Below are 18082 nucleotides of genomic sequence, written 5' to 3' on the forward strand. Positions count from 1 at the left end.
TGTTCATCTTTATATAATAAAATGTTTAACGAGGTATTATGTTGCGTCCTAATGGTTCTTAGCCCCATGATTATGAATAACTTAATACTTAACGCTTTCTACCAGTCACTATTGATTTTAGAATTTTGTCATCTTAGTTTTGAGACTAGTAATTTTGTATATCGATTTTAAAGACTTAAGTATTAGTCCTCTAATTATTTAATGAAAAGCTTTCATTACTGTTTCTAGTTCTACCTTAACACTTTTATCAAATTTGGTTATTGGCGGAATTTCAAGATCAAGATCTAGTAATTCATACACGGCCATCTGAGCAGCTCTAACGGAATATTCCACGGTAAATACTACATCATCTGGAATCTCTACAAACTGACTAATAAATGCTAAGTTTTTTGAATTTTTTGGTACAGGTAGTGGTCTGTCTGTTTTTAAACGAGGCATGAACATACTGGTGATATACGGCATTCTACAGGGTATACATGTTGCATTTGCAAACACAATTTCATAATCGAATTTTAAATGTCCACATAATTCACGCATAATTTCTTCTCCAGTACATTCTGTCATTGGCTTACCAACAAAATTACCAACCCGATCAGGGTGCAATCCGTAGGTAAAAAACACTTGTACATTGGAGGGTTGATCTTTATAATGCGGCTGTTGATTCAATGAAAAACTCATAAACCAATTAGAATCTTTAAGGGTAACCTGACTCCCTGTTCCTGCTTTGTTTCCAGATAATTTTTCCATCTGATCAAAGAATGCAGTATCTTTTAAAGTAATTGTAAAAGATTCCCAGAAAGATTCTGCTATGTTAGAATTAAACACTTCAGGTCTACCAAATCCAGGATATTTATTTGCTAGTTTTTCCCATAATACCCATCCTTGGCTATCTTCTTTTGTAAAGTGTTTTGGTGCGCTTGTCATGGATCCGTAACTAGAAGCATCGGTCATTGAACCATTTTGATAGAATACTAAATCGCCATCATTGATTCTTATGCTTTCTTTATTTCCTTTGTTTTCATAAGCAAGGTTTTTTACAACTACTTTTTCAGTTCCTGTATTTTTGTCTAAACCATATTCGGTATCTAAATCTGTTACCGTACTTTCTCGTAAAAAGTTTACACCATGAGATTTAAGCCAAACTTGTAAAGGAAGAATCATTGAGTCATATTGGTTGTAGATGGTACGCTTAACTCCCGTCATTGTTTCTACATTAGGAAACTCCTGCATAAACCTATGTAGATATCGTTTAAACTCTACAGCACTGTGCCATGGAGAGAATGCAAAACTTGTGCGCCACATAAACCAAAAGTTGGTTTCAAAAAAGGAAGGAGAAAACCAATCGTAAATAGAACTATTTCCTAGTTTTTCTTCACTTGCCTCACTAAGCTTAAGAAGTTCTGCACGGTTGATCATAGAAAAGCCAAGTTTAGACGAATCTACAATTGCACGGTTCTTGTCAATGAGACGTGCTTTTGAGTTTGATTTTATTCGTTCATTAAAAGCAACTGTTTCTTTATAAACGGAGGTGTTAGGATCTGTAAGTGACGGAATGGAATCAAACAAAGCCCATGTGCATTCATAAATATTTAAGGTTAACATTCGAGAACCACGTAAAGTATAGCCTTGCTCAGCATTTCCTCCAGCATCTAAACTACCGCCTAAAACAGGCAAACTTTCAAAAACTGTAATATTATTTCCGGCTACGCCGCCATCGCGAATTAAAAATGCAGCACCAGCAAGTGATCCTATTCCGCCACCTATGAAGTATGCTTTTCTATCTTTATTTTGAATATTCATAATAAATTATTTTAGATTGTTATTTGCTGTGTTTCTTAGTTTATCTGCACCTATTATTTAACATAATTAACTCCTTGTTTGCCTTTTCTTGCTACCCTAAGAACCACTATTTTTTTAAATGTTTATTTTTAATACGGCTCTTAAGTTTGCAATTGTACTTTAGCAAAAGACTACTCAAAAAATCCGTATTCAAAGTTATGGGAAGACATTATGGTATAAGCTGACCTAGGTCAGGTGGACAAAAAAAGCACAATTTATTTTTAATAAAATAGCGAGCAAAATAGCTATTTATGCTCTTGTTTTTTGAGAAGAAATTATGGAATGGCAGATGGGTTTTTTTTTGATAAAGATTCCTTAGTTTTTAGATACTACAATTGGAGTAGTGCTTTTTATTTTAAATTCTCTTTTTTGCAAAAAACGAAATCTAAAGTAAGCCACCACATAACCTACCATCAATAAAACTAGAAGCTGTATAATTTCATTCAGATAAAAATGGCTATCTACACCCATAATAACCAACTTCTTGATAATTACAAAAAATGGTCTTAATGGAATTAGGTTTGATAAGTATTGAACAAATAAGGGCATTTCATCAATAGACCAAGTCATACCTGTAATTAGAAATACGGGGTAAGAGGAAAAAGCAATGACTTCCATAGCACCTGTCTCTGAGGAGAAGAAGGAGGCTATAAACCAACTATAAAGTAAAGTAGCTAAAAGAAATACAGAAGAGATACTTAAGAGTACTAGTAAATTTCCATGAAATGGTAAATCAAAAAATGGAAATAGTACTAAAAACACCAGAATGATATACGCCATAAATAATAAGAAATACGTTCCTGTTTTTCCTATCATATAATTTAGAAAGTTATTCTCGCTTTCATCAAAACCGATTCGCATAAGTCCTTTTTCAGTATCTGATGCCACACTTTCAGATAAACCTATAAGTAACATCTGATGTAAAATTAAAATTAGCAAGAATGGTAATAAAAAATCGCCATAATTATTATTTGGGTTGTACACGGCATTTACTTGAATGGCTACAGGGTCTGAATTTCTGCGTGCCAGTTTTGGAGTGATCATTTTTGATTCAAAGAATTTTTCTCTTGATTTTACGGCATAATCCAAGGCGACCATATTTACGGTCTTATTAATATCATTTGAAGGTAAAAAACGTGTATTGTTCAGGACAAGACCAATAGCAGAGCTTTCCTTTTCTAGAAGTTTTTTTTCAAAACCGTTGGGAATGTTTACGTAGCCTTGCACCTCAAAACTAGAAATGCCATTATTAGCTTCTAGAAGACTAGTATATGTATGGGTTAATGCTATTTTTTGAGTAGCATTTAGCTTATTCAAAAAGTCGCTACTGCTTTTTGTATGGTCCATATCAACCACACCAACACTTACTTTTTCTTCGTCTTTTTTAATGTAGGTAGTACCCACTAAAAACAGGTAGAATAGGGGAGCAGCAAATAAAACTAGAAATATACTCTTATCATTAAAAATGAGAAGCGCTTCCTTTTTTATTAATTTCCAGATGATTTTTAGGTTCATATGGCAGCTGTTTTATGAATAGGAAAAATTAGTTTTCTATTAAGTGTTACTCCTCCCAAAATCAAAACAAACCCAACCAATAGAAATACAAGTAATTTCCAAATTTCCGGCCAGATGAAATGAAATGGTGTATTTAACTGAAATATTTTGAGAAAACCCGTTAGAAAATGAGTGAATGGCATAATTTGGGCGTACATAGAATTAAACCAAGGCATGGCCCAAATAGGAAAAGTAAATCCGCTAAATATAAAAGCTGGTGAATTGTAAATTATAGCTAGGTCTAGTGCTATAAGTTCACTTTTAAATAGTAATGACACACCGAAACCTAGAAATATATTAGTAGTAATCAAAAGAAAAAGGAGTACCAATAAGCTTCCTAAATTTCCATAAATCGGAATTCCGAAAAAGGGAAACATTAAAGCCAAGACTATACCACATAAACCAAGGCTATATACGAGATATGCTATGTATTTTCCAAATAGCATAGATAAAAAATTACCTTTTGAAACTGTAAATAGCTCTTGATACGTGTTCTTTTTCCATTCATTATTAAATGCTCTTGACGCAGCAATAAATACGATCATTTGCAACAATACAATGGCAAGACCTGGAATTAAGTAATAACTATAATTGTATTGTGGATTTCCTAAAATTCGTGAATTAACCTGTATAGGCAAAACCGTCCCTGATATTTTACTGGAATCGATACCCAAAGGAGCCATTCTTTTGACTACAACGGAGCCACTTACTAATTGTGTAACTTGTACGGCTGATCGATAAATAAGGTTGCCAAAAACAATATTTGTAGCGTTGCTATATACTTTTATCTGTACCGGTATTTTTTTTAATACGTTTTTGTGAAAATCTTTTGGAATGTAAAATACGCCTTGTACGTTATTTTTTACGAAAGCGTTTTTAAGATCCTCATCAGATGACATGTAATGGGTAATCTTAAATGTGCTTGAAGCTTCTAGAAGTCTAATGTAGGTGCGACTCATAGTACTGTTGTCGTTATCATAAACGGCAATAGGTACTTCTCTCAACGCTCCTTTATAATAAATAGCTCCAAGAAGAAAAAATACTATAAAAGGAATAATAATGAATAGGTTTCGCGTAGATTTTTGATGCGCTAATCGCAACATTTCCCGCTTTAAAACACGATATAAACCCCAGTTGCTTAACATAGTATTATTTGTGAATGTGAATTGACATACCTGGTCTTAACTCCAAAATACGGTCTTGAGGCTTTAGATGTACTTCAAAAGTCTTTAGGTCATATTCTCCCTTAGCTTTAATAGGAACCCAAGTAGCAAAATCAGCCATTGGTGCTATGTAGCTTACTTTAAAATCTACTTTTTCGTTGCTAAGGCCAGGAACTGTGGCTTTGTAGACTTGGTTCATTTTAAAATCAGCAAGGTCATCTTCCCTCACATTAAAAATAGCATAGACCTTTTCAGGAATTTGTATGGTTACAATAGGATAACCGGCAGCCATTACTTCTCCTTCCTCGGCAATTTGATTACTAATAACACCTGCCGTAGGAGCAACAATTTTTAGTTCATCGTAAAAAGCTTCTACTTCATTATAAGCGCTTTTAGCGCTTTCATAACTTCCGTATGCAGCGCTTATGTCTTCTTTTCGTGCTCCTTTTTTTGCCATTTCCCAAACAGATTTGGCAGCGTTCATTTGTTCTTTTGCAGCATCATATTTAAACTGGAGTTCATCCATTTCTTGTTTTGAAATAATATTATCGGCATAAAGAGCTTGATATCTTTTATATGTTTTTTCGGCAAAGTCAAATTGACTTTTAGCCATTTGATATTGGTTTTGAAGCGCATTTATCTCTTCTTTTCTGGCACCATACTCAGCTTTATTAAATAAGGAACGTGCAGCTTTTACCATACCTTCTGCTTGACCTTTTTTAGCATTTAAAACATCGGGTTCTAAAGTGGCCAATATTTCTCCTTTTTCTACATTGCTTCCTTTTTCTACCAGTAAACTAAGTACTCTTCCTGAAATTTCTGAAGAAACATTTACCTCAGTGGTCTCTAGCATACCTGAATATACAGTCTCTTCTACACTATTCGCTTTTATGAAAAAGTAGCTAATAGCAAAGATGATAATCAGTATAGGTATAGCTAATGTTAAGTATGCTTTTTTCATAATGGTTTATTTAGTGATAAACGGTATCATTTTTTCTGGTTCTCCTACGGCCGTATATAGGTTGGCAATAGCTTGGTAGTATCCATTAAGGGCTACTATTTGTTCTATTTTAGATTTTTTGTACAAAAGGGAGGCATCGATTACATCTATTGATTTGCCAAGACCTTCCTCAAACCTTCTGGTGTTGATTCGTAAATTCTCTTTCGCCAAATCTACTGTAGCCGATAAGCTGTTATAAAGTTTTTGTTGATTACGTGCCGTAACGTAGTTAGACTGTACCAGCAAGTGAATCTGCTTTACGGCATAGTTTTTTGCATTTTCTACTTCTTTTTCTAAATGTTTTTTTGCTTTCAGTTGGTTGATGTCTTTAAATCCATTAAAGAGATTTATTTGGGCTTGAACCCCTACAATGAATTCTGGCGGAACGATAGGAAGTTCGTCACGGAACATATTATAAGTACCAAAAGCTGCTATGTTGGGCATAAACTTGGATTTTTCTAAAGCCAATGCCTGTTTGGCCATTTCCTCTTTTTGGTCAATCAAATTTAAAATGGGTTGTTTGGTATATGCTGTAGTCAACAATTCTTCAAAATCTAGGTAAAGGTCTTTATAAGCAATACTATCCATCACCGTGAATTGGACACTATCTGCTAAGTTCATAGTAGTGCGTAAAGCCATGGTGGCTAATTCTTCTTGGTTCAGATCATTATTCAAGTCTTTCTGAGCATCAGCAACAGCAACCTTAGCTCTTAATAATACATGTTGAGGTAGAATTTCTAATTCAATAGCTCGAGCGGCTTGTTCTTCGTGTTTTAACATTCCCTCATAAACTTCTTGCCTAGTTTTTACAACTTGCTTTATTAGAACTACATTTAAATAACGTTTAATAAGTTCGTTTGCAATTTCATATTTTACCTGTCTAAGTTCTATATCTGCGGAGTTTAATTCTGCTTTGGCATATTTTTTAGCGGCTATTATTTTGCCTCCAGTAAATAGTGGCTGTGTGGCCGTTAGTGCTGCAGTAGGAAATTGCTGGTTGTCTATCTCCATATTCGGATAAGAAGGAAATTGGCCTAATACGCTTACCAAAGTACTATAAGCACTTTCTGTGCTCACACCAGACAATCCAATTTGTTCGCCATATGCAGCAATAAAAGCAGCTCCGTACTTGCCGCCCAAATCATCTAGTGAGGTTGAAATCTGTGAGGTGTTCACCTCTAAATTTTCGCTGAGGTAGGTATATCCTCCCAATAAATTTAATGAAGGTAAAAAGTTACCTTTTGCTGCTTTGTCTTCGTATATTTTTTGTTGTACCCGCTCATTGTATTGCTTAATTTTTTCATTGTTGCCATAGCTGAGTTCCAATGCTTCAGCAATACTTATTTGTTGTTTTTGTGCATTTACATGAGATACAAGAAGTATCATAAATAGAAAAATGATTCTTGTAAATAGCACTTTACATCTTGTATTTTCTAGATCTTTCATCCGTTTACGAAAGTTTACTCTTTATTCTATACAAAGGTGGTTTGCTTTGAGAAGAAATTGGATGACCTAAATCATATCGCGCAAAATAATTTTTATTTTTTTAGCACTAGGCTTTACTGATACTAATGCAGATAATACCGATTAAAATAAAGGAGACAAAAGTATAGGTTATGAGTTTTTTTGCAATTTTAGAGCCTGCCAATAAACTTAAGCTTAGCTTCGTTAATAGTGTATTTAAAATAATGGTTACTACTATTCTTCTTAGAAACCTAAGTATTTTACAAGAAAGCAACTGGTAATTTTTTTAAAAAAATACGTTCCTGATATATTATTATTATTTAGCACCTTAAAACACCATTATATACCAAAAACGTCCTCAAAACCAAGGTTTATGAGGACGTTAAACATTTAAAAATTATAGGAGCCTATTTTTACATGTAATCTTGTATGAATCAATTACATGTATTTAGATAAGAATTTAAAGAAATCTTTTTTTAGATCTGCATAAATTTGTCGTTGAGTTTCCATTTTTTTACGAAGTTCTAGGTGATTTTTCACCATGGCTACATCCATAGATTCGTGATTTTCATCACTATGGCCAGATATATTCATTTCATGCTCCTCAATCGTCTCTTCCATATCTTCTATTACCCCTTCATGAAGAAGAAATTCATTTTGATAATGTTCTAACTTTGCAAGTACGTCTTTATCCGTCCAACGTGTTACTAGTTCCGCTAATCTGTTTTTGAAAGATTTTAATTCATCATTCCAAAATTCAAGTTCAGATTTCCATAGTTTGTGTTCAAAATGTAAATCTGAATTGTTAATTACTTCTTTTACTTCTTTCATGATACTGTATGTTTTAATTATATATCTAGTTATCTTCTAATATTGCAAATTGATTTAATGCTTCTAATGCTTCACAACCGTACATTAATGCAGGACCTCCACCCATCATGACCGCTACACCTATAGTTTCTATAATTTCTTCTGAGAGTGCACCAGCTTGTATTGCATCATGAACATGAAAAGCAATACATCCATCACAGCGAACCGTAATGGCAATACCTAAAGCAATGAGTTCTTTTGTTTTGGAAGAAAGTACACCTTCTGCAGTACTGGCTTTATGCAGACTGTTAAAACCTCCAATGGTTTCGGGTATATTTGTTCCCAATTCTTTTACAAGTTGCGTAAGGTCATTATAATTTTTTGAATGGTCTTTAATCATGATTTCATGTTTTAAAAGTTTAAAATGTTTTGAAGAATCTTTCTAATATGCCTAAATCATATTCAAAGTTATTTTAAATCCTCGTGGGTAAACATGATTTAAATCAGTGCCCTAAATAAATTTATAGTGATATAAAATATAAGAAGAAGGTAAAGTAGTTCTAGTAGTTTATCTATATATAATGGATTATAGAAAATGCTTTTGTTTTAAGAATTTTTTAATTTAATCTAACAACTGACCCAAGTCATTTAAAAATTCCTAAGGGCAATATACCTTTGGTTGAATATAAAAAACAAATAGAAATGAAACGGTTATTTATTATTACGTTATTGTTGTCAATACCTATGATAGGTAGTTCACAAACACTTGAAGAAATTAATACACCTACGGTTTCGGGACTGGATCAAATAGGGTCTTTTAGCGAGGGTTTAACAGCTGTTAAAAAAGGAAATGAGTGGGGTTTTATTGATGAAGATGGCATATTGGTTATTGATTTTAGAGGAGATTTAGTTTGGAACAAAACCCCTAATACAGCTAAGCTTGGCGTAGAAAATCTTGGTTATCCTCAATTTAAGAATGGACTTTGCGCTATAAAAGTAGTGAAAGAAGATGGTATAACTCGGTATGGTTTTATAGATGAAAAAGGAACTATAGTGATACCTGCAGAATTTTTAAACGTAAGTCAATTTAATGATGGCCGTACCATAGGTATCTACGAGAAAAAAGTCTTGCGTGGTAAGAATCCTTATCAATTGAGAATTTATGAATATGACTTTACAGAAGTAGTCGTAAATACAAAGGGTGAAATGTTATGGCCAATACAGGAAAGACAGGGTATTGTCATGTCAACAAAACTGTATGAATTACCAGAAATACATGCTTCTATGATTTCGGACAAACTATTAATGGTGAAAGATAAAACCAATACGTGGAACATTGTTAAGCCTAAACTTTAATATTTCAGGGCTTAATAACTCCTAAGATGGATTATACGAAGTTTTTTATTCAATAGCGGGTAATTAAGGAACTAAATAAGTGAAAATCGAAATCTAAAAATTAATTATATGGCTTTTAAAAGCGATATGTAAAGACACACAGCATGGATAAAATTTCAACAATACTGGTACCATTCAATTTTACGGAGGCATCAAAAAAGGCACTAAAATATGCCATAAGCTTTGTAGGTAGGTTTGACGATATAAAAATTATATTGGCGTATGTTTCAGGAAATAGTAATCTTGAGTTGGAGCCTGGAAATTTCGAAAAGTTAGAGAAGGAATATAGCGGTGTTTTGCAAAATAAATTAGAATGGATCATTCAAGAAGGAGCACTTATTACAACGTTACTTGAAATTAGGAAAAAGAATAAGATAGACCTTATCATAATGGGATGTGCGGATAGAAAGGGGAATAGACAACATGAAAAAACGATTAATCTTGTTTTAAAAAGTACATGTCCGGTTATGGTTATTCCTTATAATTATGTAGCGTATAATCTTGCCAATATAGCTTTAGTTATAGGAAGAGAAGAGATTGATAATACTAAAAAGTTAGGAACACTCTTAATGATTGCTCGTAAATGTAAAGCAAAGGTACATGTATTGACTATTGAGAATGAGCCTGTAGTTTATGGGTATAGTAAAGAGGAAGAAAAGAATGAGAACGCTATTGAATACTATCTTGAGTCATTCTATGAAGAGCGTGTATTTATTAAAAACGATGATATTTTAGATGGTATTAATACCTATGGTATAAAAAATGAAATTGATCTTGTAACCATTCTTCCTAAAAGTAAAAACAAGAAGCATAACGCTACAGAAAAGCAGCTAACAGAATTGTTAATTTTAAATTCTAAAGTTCCCATACTTGTTTTGGAATAGGTACTATGCAACATATAAGCAAAATTATTATTTCTTAAAATAAGATACTAGATGAAATTTTTTAGCAACAGACCAAAAAGCGATTTTGTAGAAAATGACAATTGGCAAAAATTATATATTTTAACAGAACATTGGAAATCAGATCTTTTATTTTACAAAGATGACCTTAAGTTTTTAAGGCATCTGGAGGATAAATATTTCTTATGGATAGAGGCACAAACAGATTTGGAAAACATACGCAAAGTCGGGGAGAGTATTTTAAAAGACACGAGAGATTGTGATGATTTATTAGAGCGTGTAGACAAACATTTAGTTCATCTATCTGTATTAATGAGTACGAAAGACAACGATAATCAAAAAGAATTTAGGACAGAACATATGGAGCTAGAGGAAGCTATTTTCCAATTTATAGAAAATATGAGAGGAAATAGAAGGCAACTTTTTAAAGTTATCGAATTTGATGTTGAAACAGCTAAATTATAACTTGAAACAAGTATAGAATTAGTTGTAAAACTACTTAAAAAGCTAAAGTTCTTAACGGGTTAAGAACTTTAGCTTTTATGTTTAAAAATGAGGACATTCTATTCTAGTAACATTGCAGCATAGTACGCTGCCCCGAGTAAAGCGGTGTTCTCATTGAGAATAACATTTACGGGTACCATTTGTAAGAGTGAATTCATTCGTCCAGACTGCATAAAATTATCTGTAAATACTTCACGGTTCATCCCTTTGATAATCTTAGGCATAATTCCTCCACCAATATAAATACCTCCAGTAGCCTTAAATTTTAAAGCAAGTTGAGCAGTTTCTATAGCCAAAAACCGAACAAAGAGATCTAGTGTTTCTCTACAAACTACATCTGATCCTTCTAAGGCCATTTTTGTAATAACAGCAGCCGGATCTTCTTTTGTTATTCTTGCTTTAAAGGCATCAGTTTCCTTTTCGCCACTTACATTACGTATCAGTTGGTAGGTGTCCCGTATGCCTTGTCCTGATAATAAACGTTCCCAACTTACATGTCCATATTTTTGTTGAAAATATTTCCAAATTTCAAGATCAAAATCGTTTCTCGGGCCAAAATCGCAATGACCACCTTCAGAGGCAAAAGGGTGGTATGCTGTTCCATCCCAAAACAAACCCGCTTCTCCTAGACCTGTGCCTGGAGAAATAATAACCGCGTTCCCTGGTATTTCTGAGCCATATTTTAAGCAATCTAAATCTTTTTTTTCAAGTGTAGCTAGACCATATGCGTTAGCTTGCATATCATTTATTAAAAAAATTGATTTTAATTGAAGTTTTTTAATGAGTTCTTCGGTATCAATATCCCAAGGAAAATTAGTGCCATGCACTTTACCTTTGGTTATGGGGCCAGCAACACCAAAGCAGATACTATCTATTTCTGGTATTTCTTTAACCTTAAAGTCTTCTATGATTTCCAGTAAGGAGGTATGTTTTTTTGTTTTGTAGGAATTTTGTTTGATTATAAAAAGCTGACCTTCTTTAAATTCAAAAAGTGCAAGATTCGTTTTAGTTCCTCCGATATCACCTGCCAATACGGTGCCGTTTTTATAACCTATTTTCTTTTTGAACCCTACAGCTAAAGGAATTAGCGGTTTAGTGAGTAGCGGTAAATTGTAGTTCTCCGTCATTTTCATAATGGTGTTTTTAGGCTATGGTAATGGACGCGTCTAAATAAACATCTTGTATAAGATGAAGTAACTTAACACCTTCTTTCATTGGGCGCTGAAAAGCCTTTCTTCCCGAGATTAATCCCATACCACCAGCGCGTTTATTAATGACAGCTGTACGTACCGCTGCAGCAAAATCATCTTTGCCAGAAGCACCACCAGAATTAATAAGTCCGGCACGTCCCATATAGCAATTAGCAACTTGGTATCGGGTTAAGTCAATAGGATGATCGGTAGTCAGTTGGCTATAGACAAGAGCACTAGTTTTTCCAAAATCTTTCAGCGCAAGGTAACCACCATTGTTACTGGGTTGTTTTTGTTTGATAATATCCGCTTCGATTGTCACACCAAGGTGGTTGGCTTGTCCCGTTAAATCTGCGCTTAGAGAATAATCTTTATCTTTTTTAAAGGCATCGTTGCGCAGGTAACACCATAGAACCGTAACCATGCCTAATTCGTGTGCACGTTTAAAAGCTTTAGTTGTTTCTTGTATTTGTCTATCAGATTCAGGAGAGCCAAAATAAATTGTAGCACCCACTGCTTTAGCCCCCATATTCCAAGCTTGTTCTACTTGCGCAAAATAAATCTGATCAAAGGTATTTGGGTATGATAGTAATTCGTTGTGATTTAATTTTACTAAAAAAGGAATTTTATGGGCATATTTTCTAGAAACGGCACCGAGAACACCTAGGGTTGATGCTACGGCATTACACCCACCTTCAATAGCTAATTTTACAATATTTTCTGGGTCAAAATACTCAGGGTTTGGTGCAAAGCTAGCTCCTGCAGAATGTTCTACACCTTGATCAACCGGTAAAAGAGAAAGATGCCCTGTACCTCCAAGCCTGCCATGATCAAATAGCTGTTGCAAACTACCTAATACGCGGTTAGATCTATCTGATGATGCCATAATCCGATCCGTAAAATTAGGGCCAGGGAGGTGAATTTTATCTTTGGAAATGGTACCGCAGACGTGGTCTAGTAAATAGGAAGTTTCTTCTTTTAAATATTTTTCAATTTCCATAGTTCGTATTTTAAGTTGTTTCTTAAATCGGTTTTTGATCTTTGATCCAATCGTACAGTTTATCCGCATCTTTTTTAATACATAATTGGGTGCCGTGATGCATTGTGGCTGCCGTTCCGCAGGCTACGCCATAGCGAACCATATCTGCTAAAGATCTGTCCCAAATTAGGCTCATGACCATACCAGCGACCATACTGTCTCCAGCGCCAATAGTGCTTTTTTGGTGTACTACAGGTGCGGGTACATGTACCATTTTTGTGCTAGTAGCTAATAATGCTCCTTTTGGACCTAGAGAAACTACAAGAATTTGACAATCATGATTTTTTAAAAATTGCGTAGCTAATGATTTCAAATCTAAGTCTGTAATAGAGGTAGTTCCGCACAAAGCACCTAATTCTGCTAAGTTAGGTTTTAGCATATAAATTTTTGATTTGGCAGCTTTCATCAGTGCTTCGCCTGAGGTATCCAGAATAAATAATGCTTCTTTCTTTTCAGCGACTCGGCTTACTTTTACATAAAAATCGTCCGGTACATTGGGAGGTAATTTTCCGCTAGCTACTAGATAATCACCTTTTTGGAGCTGAAGTTCTAATTGTTGTAATGCGTTTTGCCATTCTACTTCCTTTACAGCCGGACCTGGCATTCCAAATCGGTATTGTTGGTTGGTACTCGTATCTGTTACCGCAAGGTTTTCACGTGTCCACCCCTCAATTGGAATTACCGATTGTTCTATATGTTGTTCATCTAAGAGTTTCTTTAAAAATTCTCCTGCAGGTCCACCAGCAAAATAGCTGCAAAGCGATGAACCCCCTAGTTTATGAATGGCCCTAGATACGTTAATTCCTCCGCCTCCTGCATCAAAGGTGGGTTGGGTACAACGTAATTTAGTATCGGCGGCAATCCCATCTACAGTGGTGCTTTTATCAATTGCTGGGTTTACGGTAAGCGTTATTATACGAGCCATTTTAATCGTTTATTTAGCACTAATTATTTGTTTTATTTTAATTGATAGTGGTCTATTACATTTAACTTACCATCAAACTCATACATATGCGGAATGCCAGTAGCCACTTCTATCTTTGCAATTTCATCAGATGAGATATGCTCTAAGTATTCAATAAGTGCGCGTAATGAATTTCCGTGTGCAGCTATCAAAACAGTTTTTCCCTTGGCGAGTTCAGGAGCAATAGCTTCAAAAAAGTAATTTACTACTCTTTTTGAAGTATCTTTTAAAGATTCCCCCAAGGGGAGTACCGATGGATCTAAAGCCTTATAGTTCGCATCAAATTCAGGATTTCTTTTATCGTATATAGATAGGCTAGGGGGAGGAGTATCGTAACCTCTTCGAACACTCAAAAAAAATTCTTCCCCAACCTCTTTTAATACTTCGTCTTTATTCTTTCCTTGCCAATCACCATAATGTCTTTCATTCAACTTCCAACTATATTTGCAATCTACATGCATCATTTCTGCAGTTTCTAGTAAAATCCATGCTGTTCGGATCGCTCTTTTTAGGTATGAGGAAAAGCAAATATCAATGTCTATAAGATTTGATTTGATCAGTTTTCCAGCTTCTTCTGCTTCATTAATTCCTTCTGGCGCCAAGTCAATGTCTGTCCATCCTGTAAAAACATTTTTCACATTCCACAAACTTTTTCCATGTCTAACCAATATTAATTTTCCCATGTAGCTTTATTTTATTTCATTTTCACAAGAATCTCCTTTTTCCATACATTCCAAGTTATCAAAGGTTATTCGTGAAATATTAGTAAGAGCGGTATCTGTTAAAAATGCTTGGTGACTACTGATGAGTACATTTCTAAGCGTCATTAAACGGGCCATGTCATCATCTTGAAGGATATCATCGGAATGGTCTTCAAAATAAAGTCCTTTTTCCTCTTCATAAACGTCCATTCCAAAATAGCCTATTTGACCAGATTTTAGTCCGTTTATAACATCTTTGGTGTTTACCAATCCACCCCGACCGGCATTGATTAACATCACGCCTTTCTTCATGTCTGCGATTTTAGCTTCATCAATAAGATGATGTGTCTTTGCATTTAGAGGCGCATGAAGCGTAATGATATCCGATTGCTTGCACAAAGTATCTAGATCTGTGTAGGTGGCTCCATATTTTTCTACTAAAGAGTTGTCTTCTACAATATCATAGGCGAGTAGTTTACAGCCAAAACCATGTAAAATCTTAGCTACGACACGACCAATTTTACCGGTACCTATGATGCCTACTGTTTTTCCATTCATATCAAAACCAACCAAACCATTTAATGAAAAATTCATTTCCATAATCCGGTAATGGGTTCGGATTAATTTTCGATTAAGAGCGAGCATAACCCCTACCGCAAACTCGGCAATCGCATAGGGTGAATATTCTGGAACTCGTGCCATGCGTATGCCTAATTTTTTTGCATGTGGCACATCAACATTATTAAACCCAGCCGAACGCAAGGCTACATACTTAACACCAAGTTCATGCAAGCGATCTAAGATTGGTGCAGCTGCATTATCTTCTGTAAAAATACATATGGCATCACAATCTTTGGCCAAATCTACGGTATCCGAAGTTAGATAAGTATCAAACATTTTTAGGGTATGCTTGTCATTATTGGCACGTTGTAAATAGTCCCTTTCCCAATTGTGGACATTAAATATTGCTATTTTCATTTTTAAGTTTTAAAAGGTTATTTATTGAAAGTTACAAAACTATTTAAATCTTTATAATCATTTTTAAGAGGATTGATTATGAAGATCTAAATAGCTAATTAATAGTTAATTGCTACTTTCAACCATACCAAAAGCTGTTTTGTTTTTTTCTGCACTATTAATATTTTTAATTCCTGAAATCAAAGCATCTGGATTAAATGAGACCGAGTTGATGCCTTTTTCTACGAGAAACTGTGCAAACTCAGGATAATCACTTGGTGCCTGGCCACAAAGTCCAATTTTAGTGTTTGTTTTATGAGCAGATTCAATCACCATTGCAATCATCTTTTTAACTCCTATATCGTTGATGTCAAAGATGTCACTTAACAGTTCAGAATCTCTATCTACACCTAAGGTTAATTGCGTAAGGTCATTGGAGCCAATTGAAAACCCGTCAAAGTACTCCGCAAACTGTTCTGCTAAGATGATGTTGTTTGGTATTTCTGCCATCATATAAAGTTGAAGTCCATTTTCACCTCGTTTCAAGCCATTTTTCTCTAGAACTTCTACAATTTTCGCGGCTTCTTTTAATGTGCGACAAAAAGGAATCATGATTTTTACGTTGGTCAATCCCATGGTTTCCCGTACTCTTTTTAATGCTTTACATTCTAAAGCAAAAGCTTCTTGGTATTTAGGATTATAATATCTAGAGGCGCCTCTAAAACCTAACATTGGATTTGATTCTATGGGTTCAAATTCGGTTCCACCTATCAAACTTGCATATTCATTGGTTTTAAAATCACTGGTGCGAACAATAACATCTTTTGGATAAAAGGCTGCAGCAATAGTCGCAATACCTTCGGCAAGTTTATGTACAAAATAATCAGACTTGTCCGGATAATGGTGTGTTAATTTCTGAATTTTATCCTTCACGGTTTGATCTTTCAAAGTATCAAAATGCTTCAAGGCCATAGGGTGAATTTGAATAGCATTATTGATAACGAATTCCATTCGCATCAATCCAACGCCTTCAGAAGGGTAGAACGAGTATTTAAAGGCTTGTTCTGGATCTGCCAAAATGAGCATTGGTTGGGTTTTAGGTTTTCCTAAAGTAGAGAGATCAATTTCGGTTTCGTTCCATTCTAAAAGACCATCGTAAACTACGCCAGTATTACCTTCTGCGCAAGAAATAGTAATGTCTTGTCCATCTTTAATCACTTTAGTAGCATTGGTACTTCCTACTATGGCAGCAGCTCCTACTTCACGCGCGACGATAGCCGCATGGCTAGTTCGTCCACCTTGGTCTGTGACAATACCTGCAGCTTTTTTAAGAATTGGATCCCAATCAGGATTGGTACGTTCGGTAACTAATATTTCTCCTTCTTGCAGTTTATCAGATTCTTCTGGGCTATGCAATATGCGTGCTTTACCTGATGCTATTTTATTACCCAAGCCCATTCCATGAGTAATTTCCTTACCTTTTTTTAATAAGGTATACGTGTTTATTTTTAACTTATCTTTTTTAGCACTCTGAACAGTCTCTGGTCTCGCTTGAACAATGAAAAGCTCATTCGTTTGTCCGTCTTTTGCCCATTCAATATCCATAGGGCGTTTGTAGTGGTCTTCAATAATTAAGGACCACTGGGCTAATTTTATTACTTCGGCATCGGTAAGTACATATTGTTCTTGTTTCTCCATTGGAGTGTCAAGATTAACAATACCACTTCCTGATTTATCATAAACCATCGTCTTTTCCTTGCTACCCAGACGTCTGGATACAATCGGTTGTTCAATGCCATTTTTTAAGCTAGGTTTAAAGACAAAATAATCATCAGGGTTAATGCTGCCCTGAACAATATTCTCTCCTAATCCATAGATGCTAGAAACCATTACCACTTGATCAAAACCAGTATCAGGATCTAAAGTGAAGTTTACTCCAGAAGCGGCCAAATCAGACCTAACCATCATTTGTATGCCAATGGATAAGGCTACTTTCGTATGGTCAAAACCGTTGTCTTCTCTGTATTTTATAGCACGGTCATTGAATAGCGATGCGTAACATCTCTTACAGGCATCAATAAGCTCATCTTTTCCTTTTATGTTCAAGTAGCTATCTTGTTGACCAGCAAAACTTGCCGTAGGTAAATCTTCAGCCGTTGCACTACTTCGTACTGCTAATGAGATATCACCTTTGTATTTTTTCGATAAGGTATCATATCCTTCTTTAATAGCTTCTTTTATATCTTCAGGAAATTCTGTGTCAAGAATAGTCTTTCTTACACTAGCTCCAATTTCTTTTAAATTTGAAAAATCTTTAGTATCTAATTTTGATAAATAGCCAAAAATTTCATCTTGTATGTGTACTTTTTGCAAAAAGTGCCAGTACGCTTCTGCTGTAGTAGCAAAACCGTCGGGTATATTTACTCCTTTGGAGGTTAGTTTTTGAAACATTTCTCCTAGGGAAGCATTTTTACCTCCTACAATGGGTACATCATTAATGTCAATTTCGTTAAAGTGCCGTATGTAATTTTTCATCACTAAGTATTTAGAAGGTCGTTCCCGACCAAGATTTCTGATTACGAATTTCCGATGTTTTCATA

The 18082-nt window shown here is 34.8% G+C and carries 16 protein-coding genes; 3 read left to right on the top strand and 13 right to left on the bottom strand.

The window, feature by feature from the left end:
- Positions 1 to 198: 198 nt before the first annotated feature.
- The 7 genes from GQR94_RS15040 to GQR94_RS15070 all read right to left on the bottom strand — a co-directional run bounded on the left by GQR94_RS15040 (position 199) and on the right by GQR94_RS15070 (position 8230).
- A complete protein-coding gene (locus GQR94_RS15040; RefSeq protein WP_158976486.1) occupies positions 199 to 1800 on the bottom strand; it encodes an oleate hydratase in 1602 nt (533 codons plus the stop codon).
- 354 nt (positions 1801 to 2154) lie between these two features.
- Positions 2155 to 3354 carry an ABC transporter permease gene (locus GQR94_RS15045; protein ID WP_158976488.1) on the bottom strand — a complete coding sequence of 400 codons (1200 nt, stop codon included), beginning with the start codon at positions 3352 to 3354 and terminating at the stop codon, positions 2155 to 2157.
- On the bottom strand, positions 3351 to 4538 hold the full coding sequence (locus tag GQR94_RS15050; RefSeq protein ID WP_158976490.1) for an ABC transporter permease: 1188 nt from the start codon (positions 4536 to 4538) through the stop codon (positions 3351 to 3353). The genes GQR94_RS15045 and GQR94_RS15050 overlap by 4 nt, the downstream gene beginning before the upstream one ends.
- Before the next feature lie 4 nt (positions 4539 to 4542).
- Entirely contained in the window at positions 4543 to 5517 is a 975-nt protein-coding gene (locus tag GQR94_RS15055; RefSeq protein WP_158976492.1) for an HlyD family secretion protein, read from the bottom strand.
- 6 nt (positions 5518 to 5523) lie between these two features.
- The gene (locus GQR94_RS15060) at positions 5524 to 7002 is read right to left on the bottom strand and encodes a TolC family protein (protein ID WP_158976494.1); all 1479 of its coding nucleotides are present in this window, start codon (positions 7000 to 7002) and stop codon (positions 5524 to 5526) included.
- Positions 7003 to 7458: 456 nt separating this feature from the next.
- Positions 7459 to 7851 (bottom strand): hypothetical protein, encoded by a 393-nt coding sequence (locus GQR94_RS15065; protein WP_158976496.1) that lies wholly within the window; start codon positions 7849 to 7851, stop codon positions 7459 to 7461.
- A gap of 25 nt (positions 7852 to 7876) precedes the next feature.
- Positions 7877 to 8230 carry a carboxymuconolactone decarboxylase family protein gene (locus GQR94_RS15070; protein ID WP_158976498.1) on the bottom strand — a complete coding sequence of 118 codons (354 nt, stop codon included), beginning with the start codon at positions 8228 to 8230 and terminating at the stop codon, positions 7877 to 7879.
- 302 nt (positions 8231 to 8532) lie between these two features.
- Between GQR94_RS15070 and GQR94_RS15075 the strand changes: the two genes are divergently transcribed.
- From GQR94_RS15075 to GQR94_RS15085, 3 genes are all read left to right on the top strand, one after another.
- Positions 8533 to 9186 carry a WG repeat-containing protein gene (locus tag GQR94_RS15075; protein WP_158976500.1) on the top strand — a complete coding sequence of 218 codons (654 nt, stop codon included), beginning with the start codon at positions 8533 to 8535 and terminating at the stop codon, positions 9184 to 9186.
- 143 nt (positions 9187 to 9329) lie between these two features.
- Positions 9330 to 10109, top strand: a complete 780-nt coding sequence (locus GQR94_RS15080) for a universal stress protein (RefSeq protein ID WP_158976502.1) — start codon at positions 9330 to 9332, stop codon at positions 10107 to 10109.
- A 51-nt stretch (positions 10110 to 10160) separates the two neighbouring features.
- Entirely contained in the window at positions 10161 to 10592 is a 432-nt protein-coding gene (locus GQR94_RS15085; protein WP_158976504.1) for a hypothetical protein, read from the top strand.
- Between the two features lie 98 nt (positions 10593 to 10690).
- Here GQR94_RS15085 and glk read toward each other — a convergent pair whose 3' ends face one another.
- The 6 genes from glk to ppsA form a co-directional block, all read right to left on the bottom strand.
- Positions 10691 to 11764 (bottom strand): glucokinase, encoded by a 1074-nt coding sequence (gene glk, locus GQR94_RS15090; RefSeq protein ID WP_199271485.1) that lies wholly within the window; start codon positions 11762 to 11764, stop codon positions 10691 to 10693.
- Between the two features lie 10 nt (positions 11765 to 11774).
- A complete protein-coding gene (locus GQR94_RS15095) occupies positions 11775 to 12821 on the bottom strand; it encodes a class I fructose-bisphosphate aldolase (RefSeq protein WP_158976506.1) in 1047 nt (348 codons plus the stop codon).
- Positions 12822 to 12843: 22 nt separating this feature from the next.
- Positions 12844 to 13785, bottom strand: a complete 942-nt coding sequence (locus tag GQR94_RS15100; protein WP_158976508.1) for a 1-phosphofructokinase family hexose kinase — start codon at positions 13783 to 13785, stop codon at positions 12844 to 12846.
- Positions 13786 to 13817: 32 nt separating this feature from the next.
- Positions 13818 to 14507: a 2,3-diphosphoglycerate-dependent phosphoglycerate mutase gene (locus GQR94_RS15105; protein ID WP_158976510.1), complete on the bottom strand. Its 690-nt coding sequence runs from the start codon at positions 14505 to 14507 to the stop codon at positions 13818 to 13820.
- Between the two features lie 6 nt (positions 14508 to 14513).
- Positions 14514 to 15503 carry a 2-hydroxyacid dehydrogenase gene (locus GQR94_RS15110; protein WP_158976512.1) on the bottom strand — a complete coding sequence of 330 codons (990 nt, stop codon included), beginning with the start codon at positions 15501 to 15503 and terminating at the stop codon, positions 14514 to 14516.
- 105 nt (positions 15504 to 15608) lie between these two features.
- Positions 15609 to 18017 carry a phosphoenolpyruvate synthase gene (gene ppsA / locus GQR94_RS15115; protein WP_158976514.1) on the bottom strand — a complete coding sequence of 803 codons (2409 nt, stop codon included), beginning with the start codon at positions 18015 to 18017 and terminating at the stop codon, positions 15609 to 15611.
- Positions 18018 to 18082: the final 65 nt, after the last annotated feature.

The organism is Cellulophaga sp. L1A9, assembly GCF_009797025.1.
Classification (GTDB): domain Bacteria; phylum Bacteroidota; class Bacteroidia; order Flavobacteriales; family Flavobacteriaceae; genus Cellulophaga.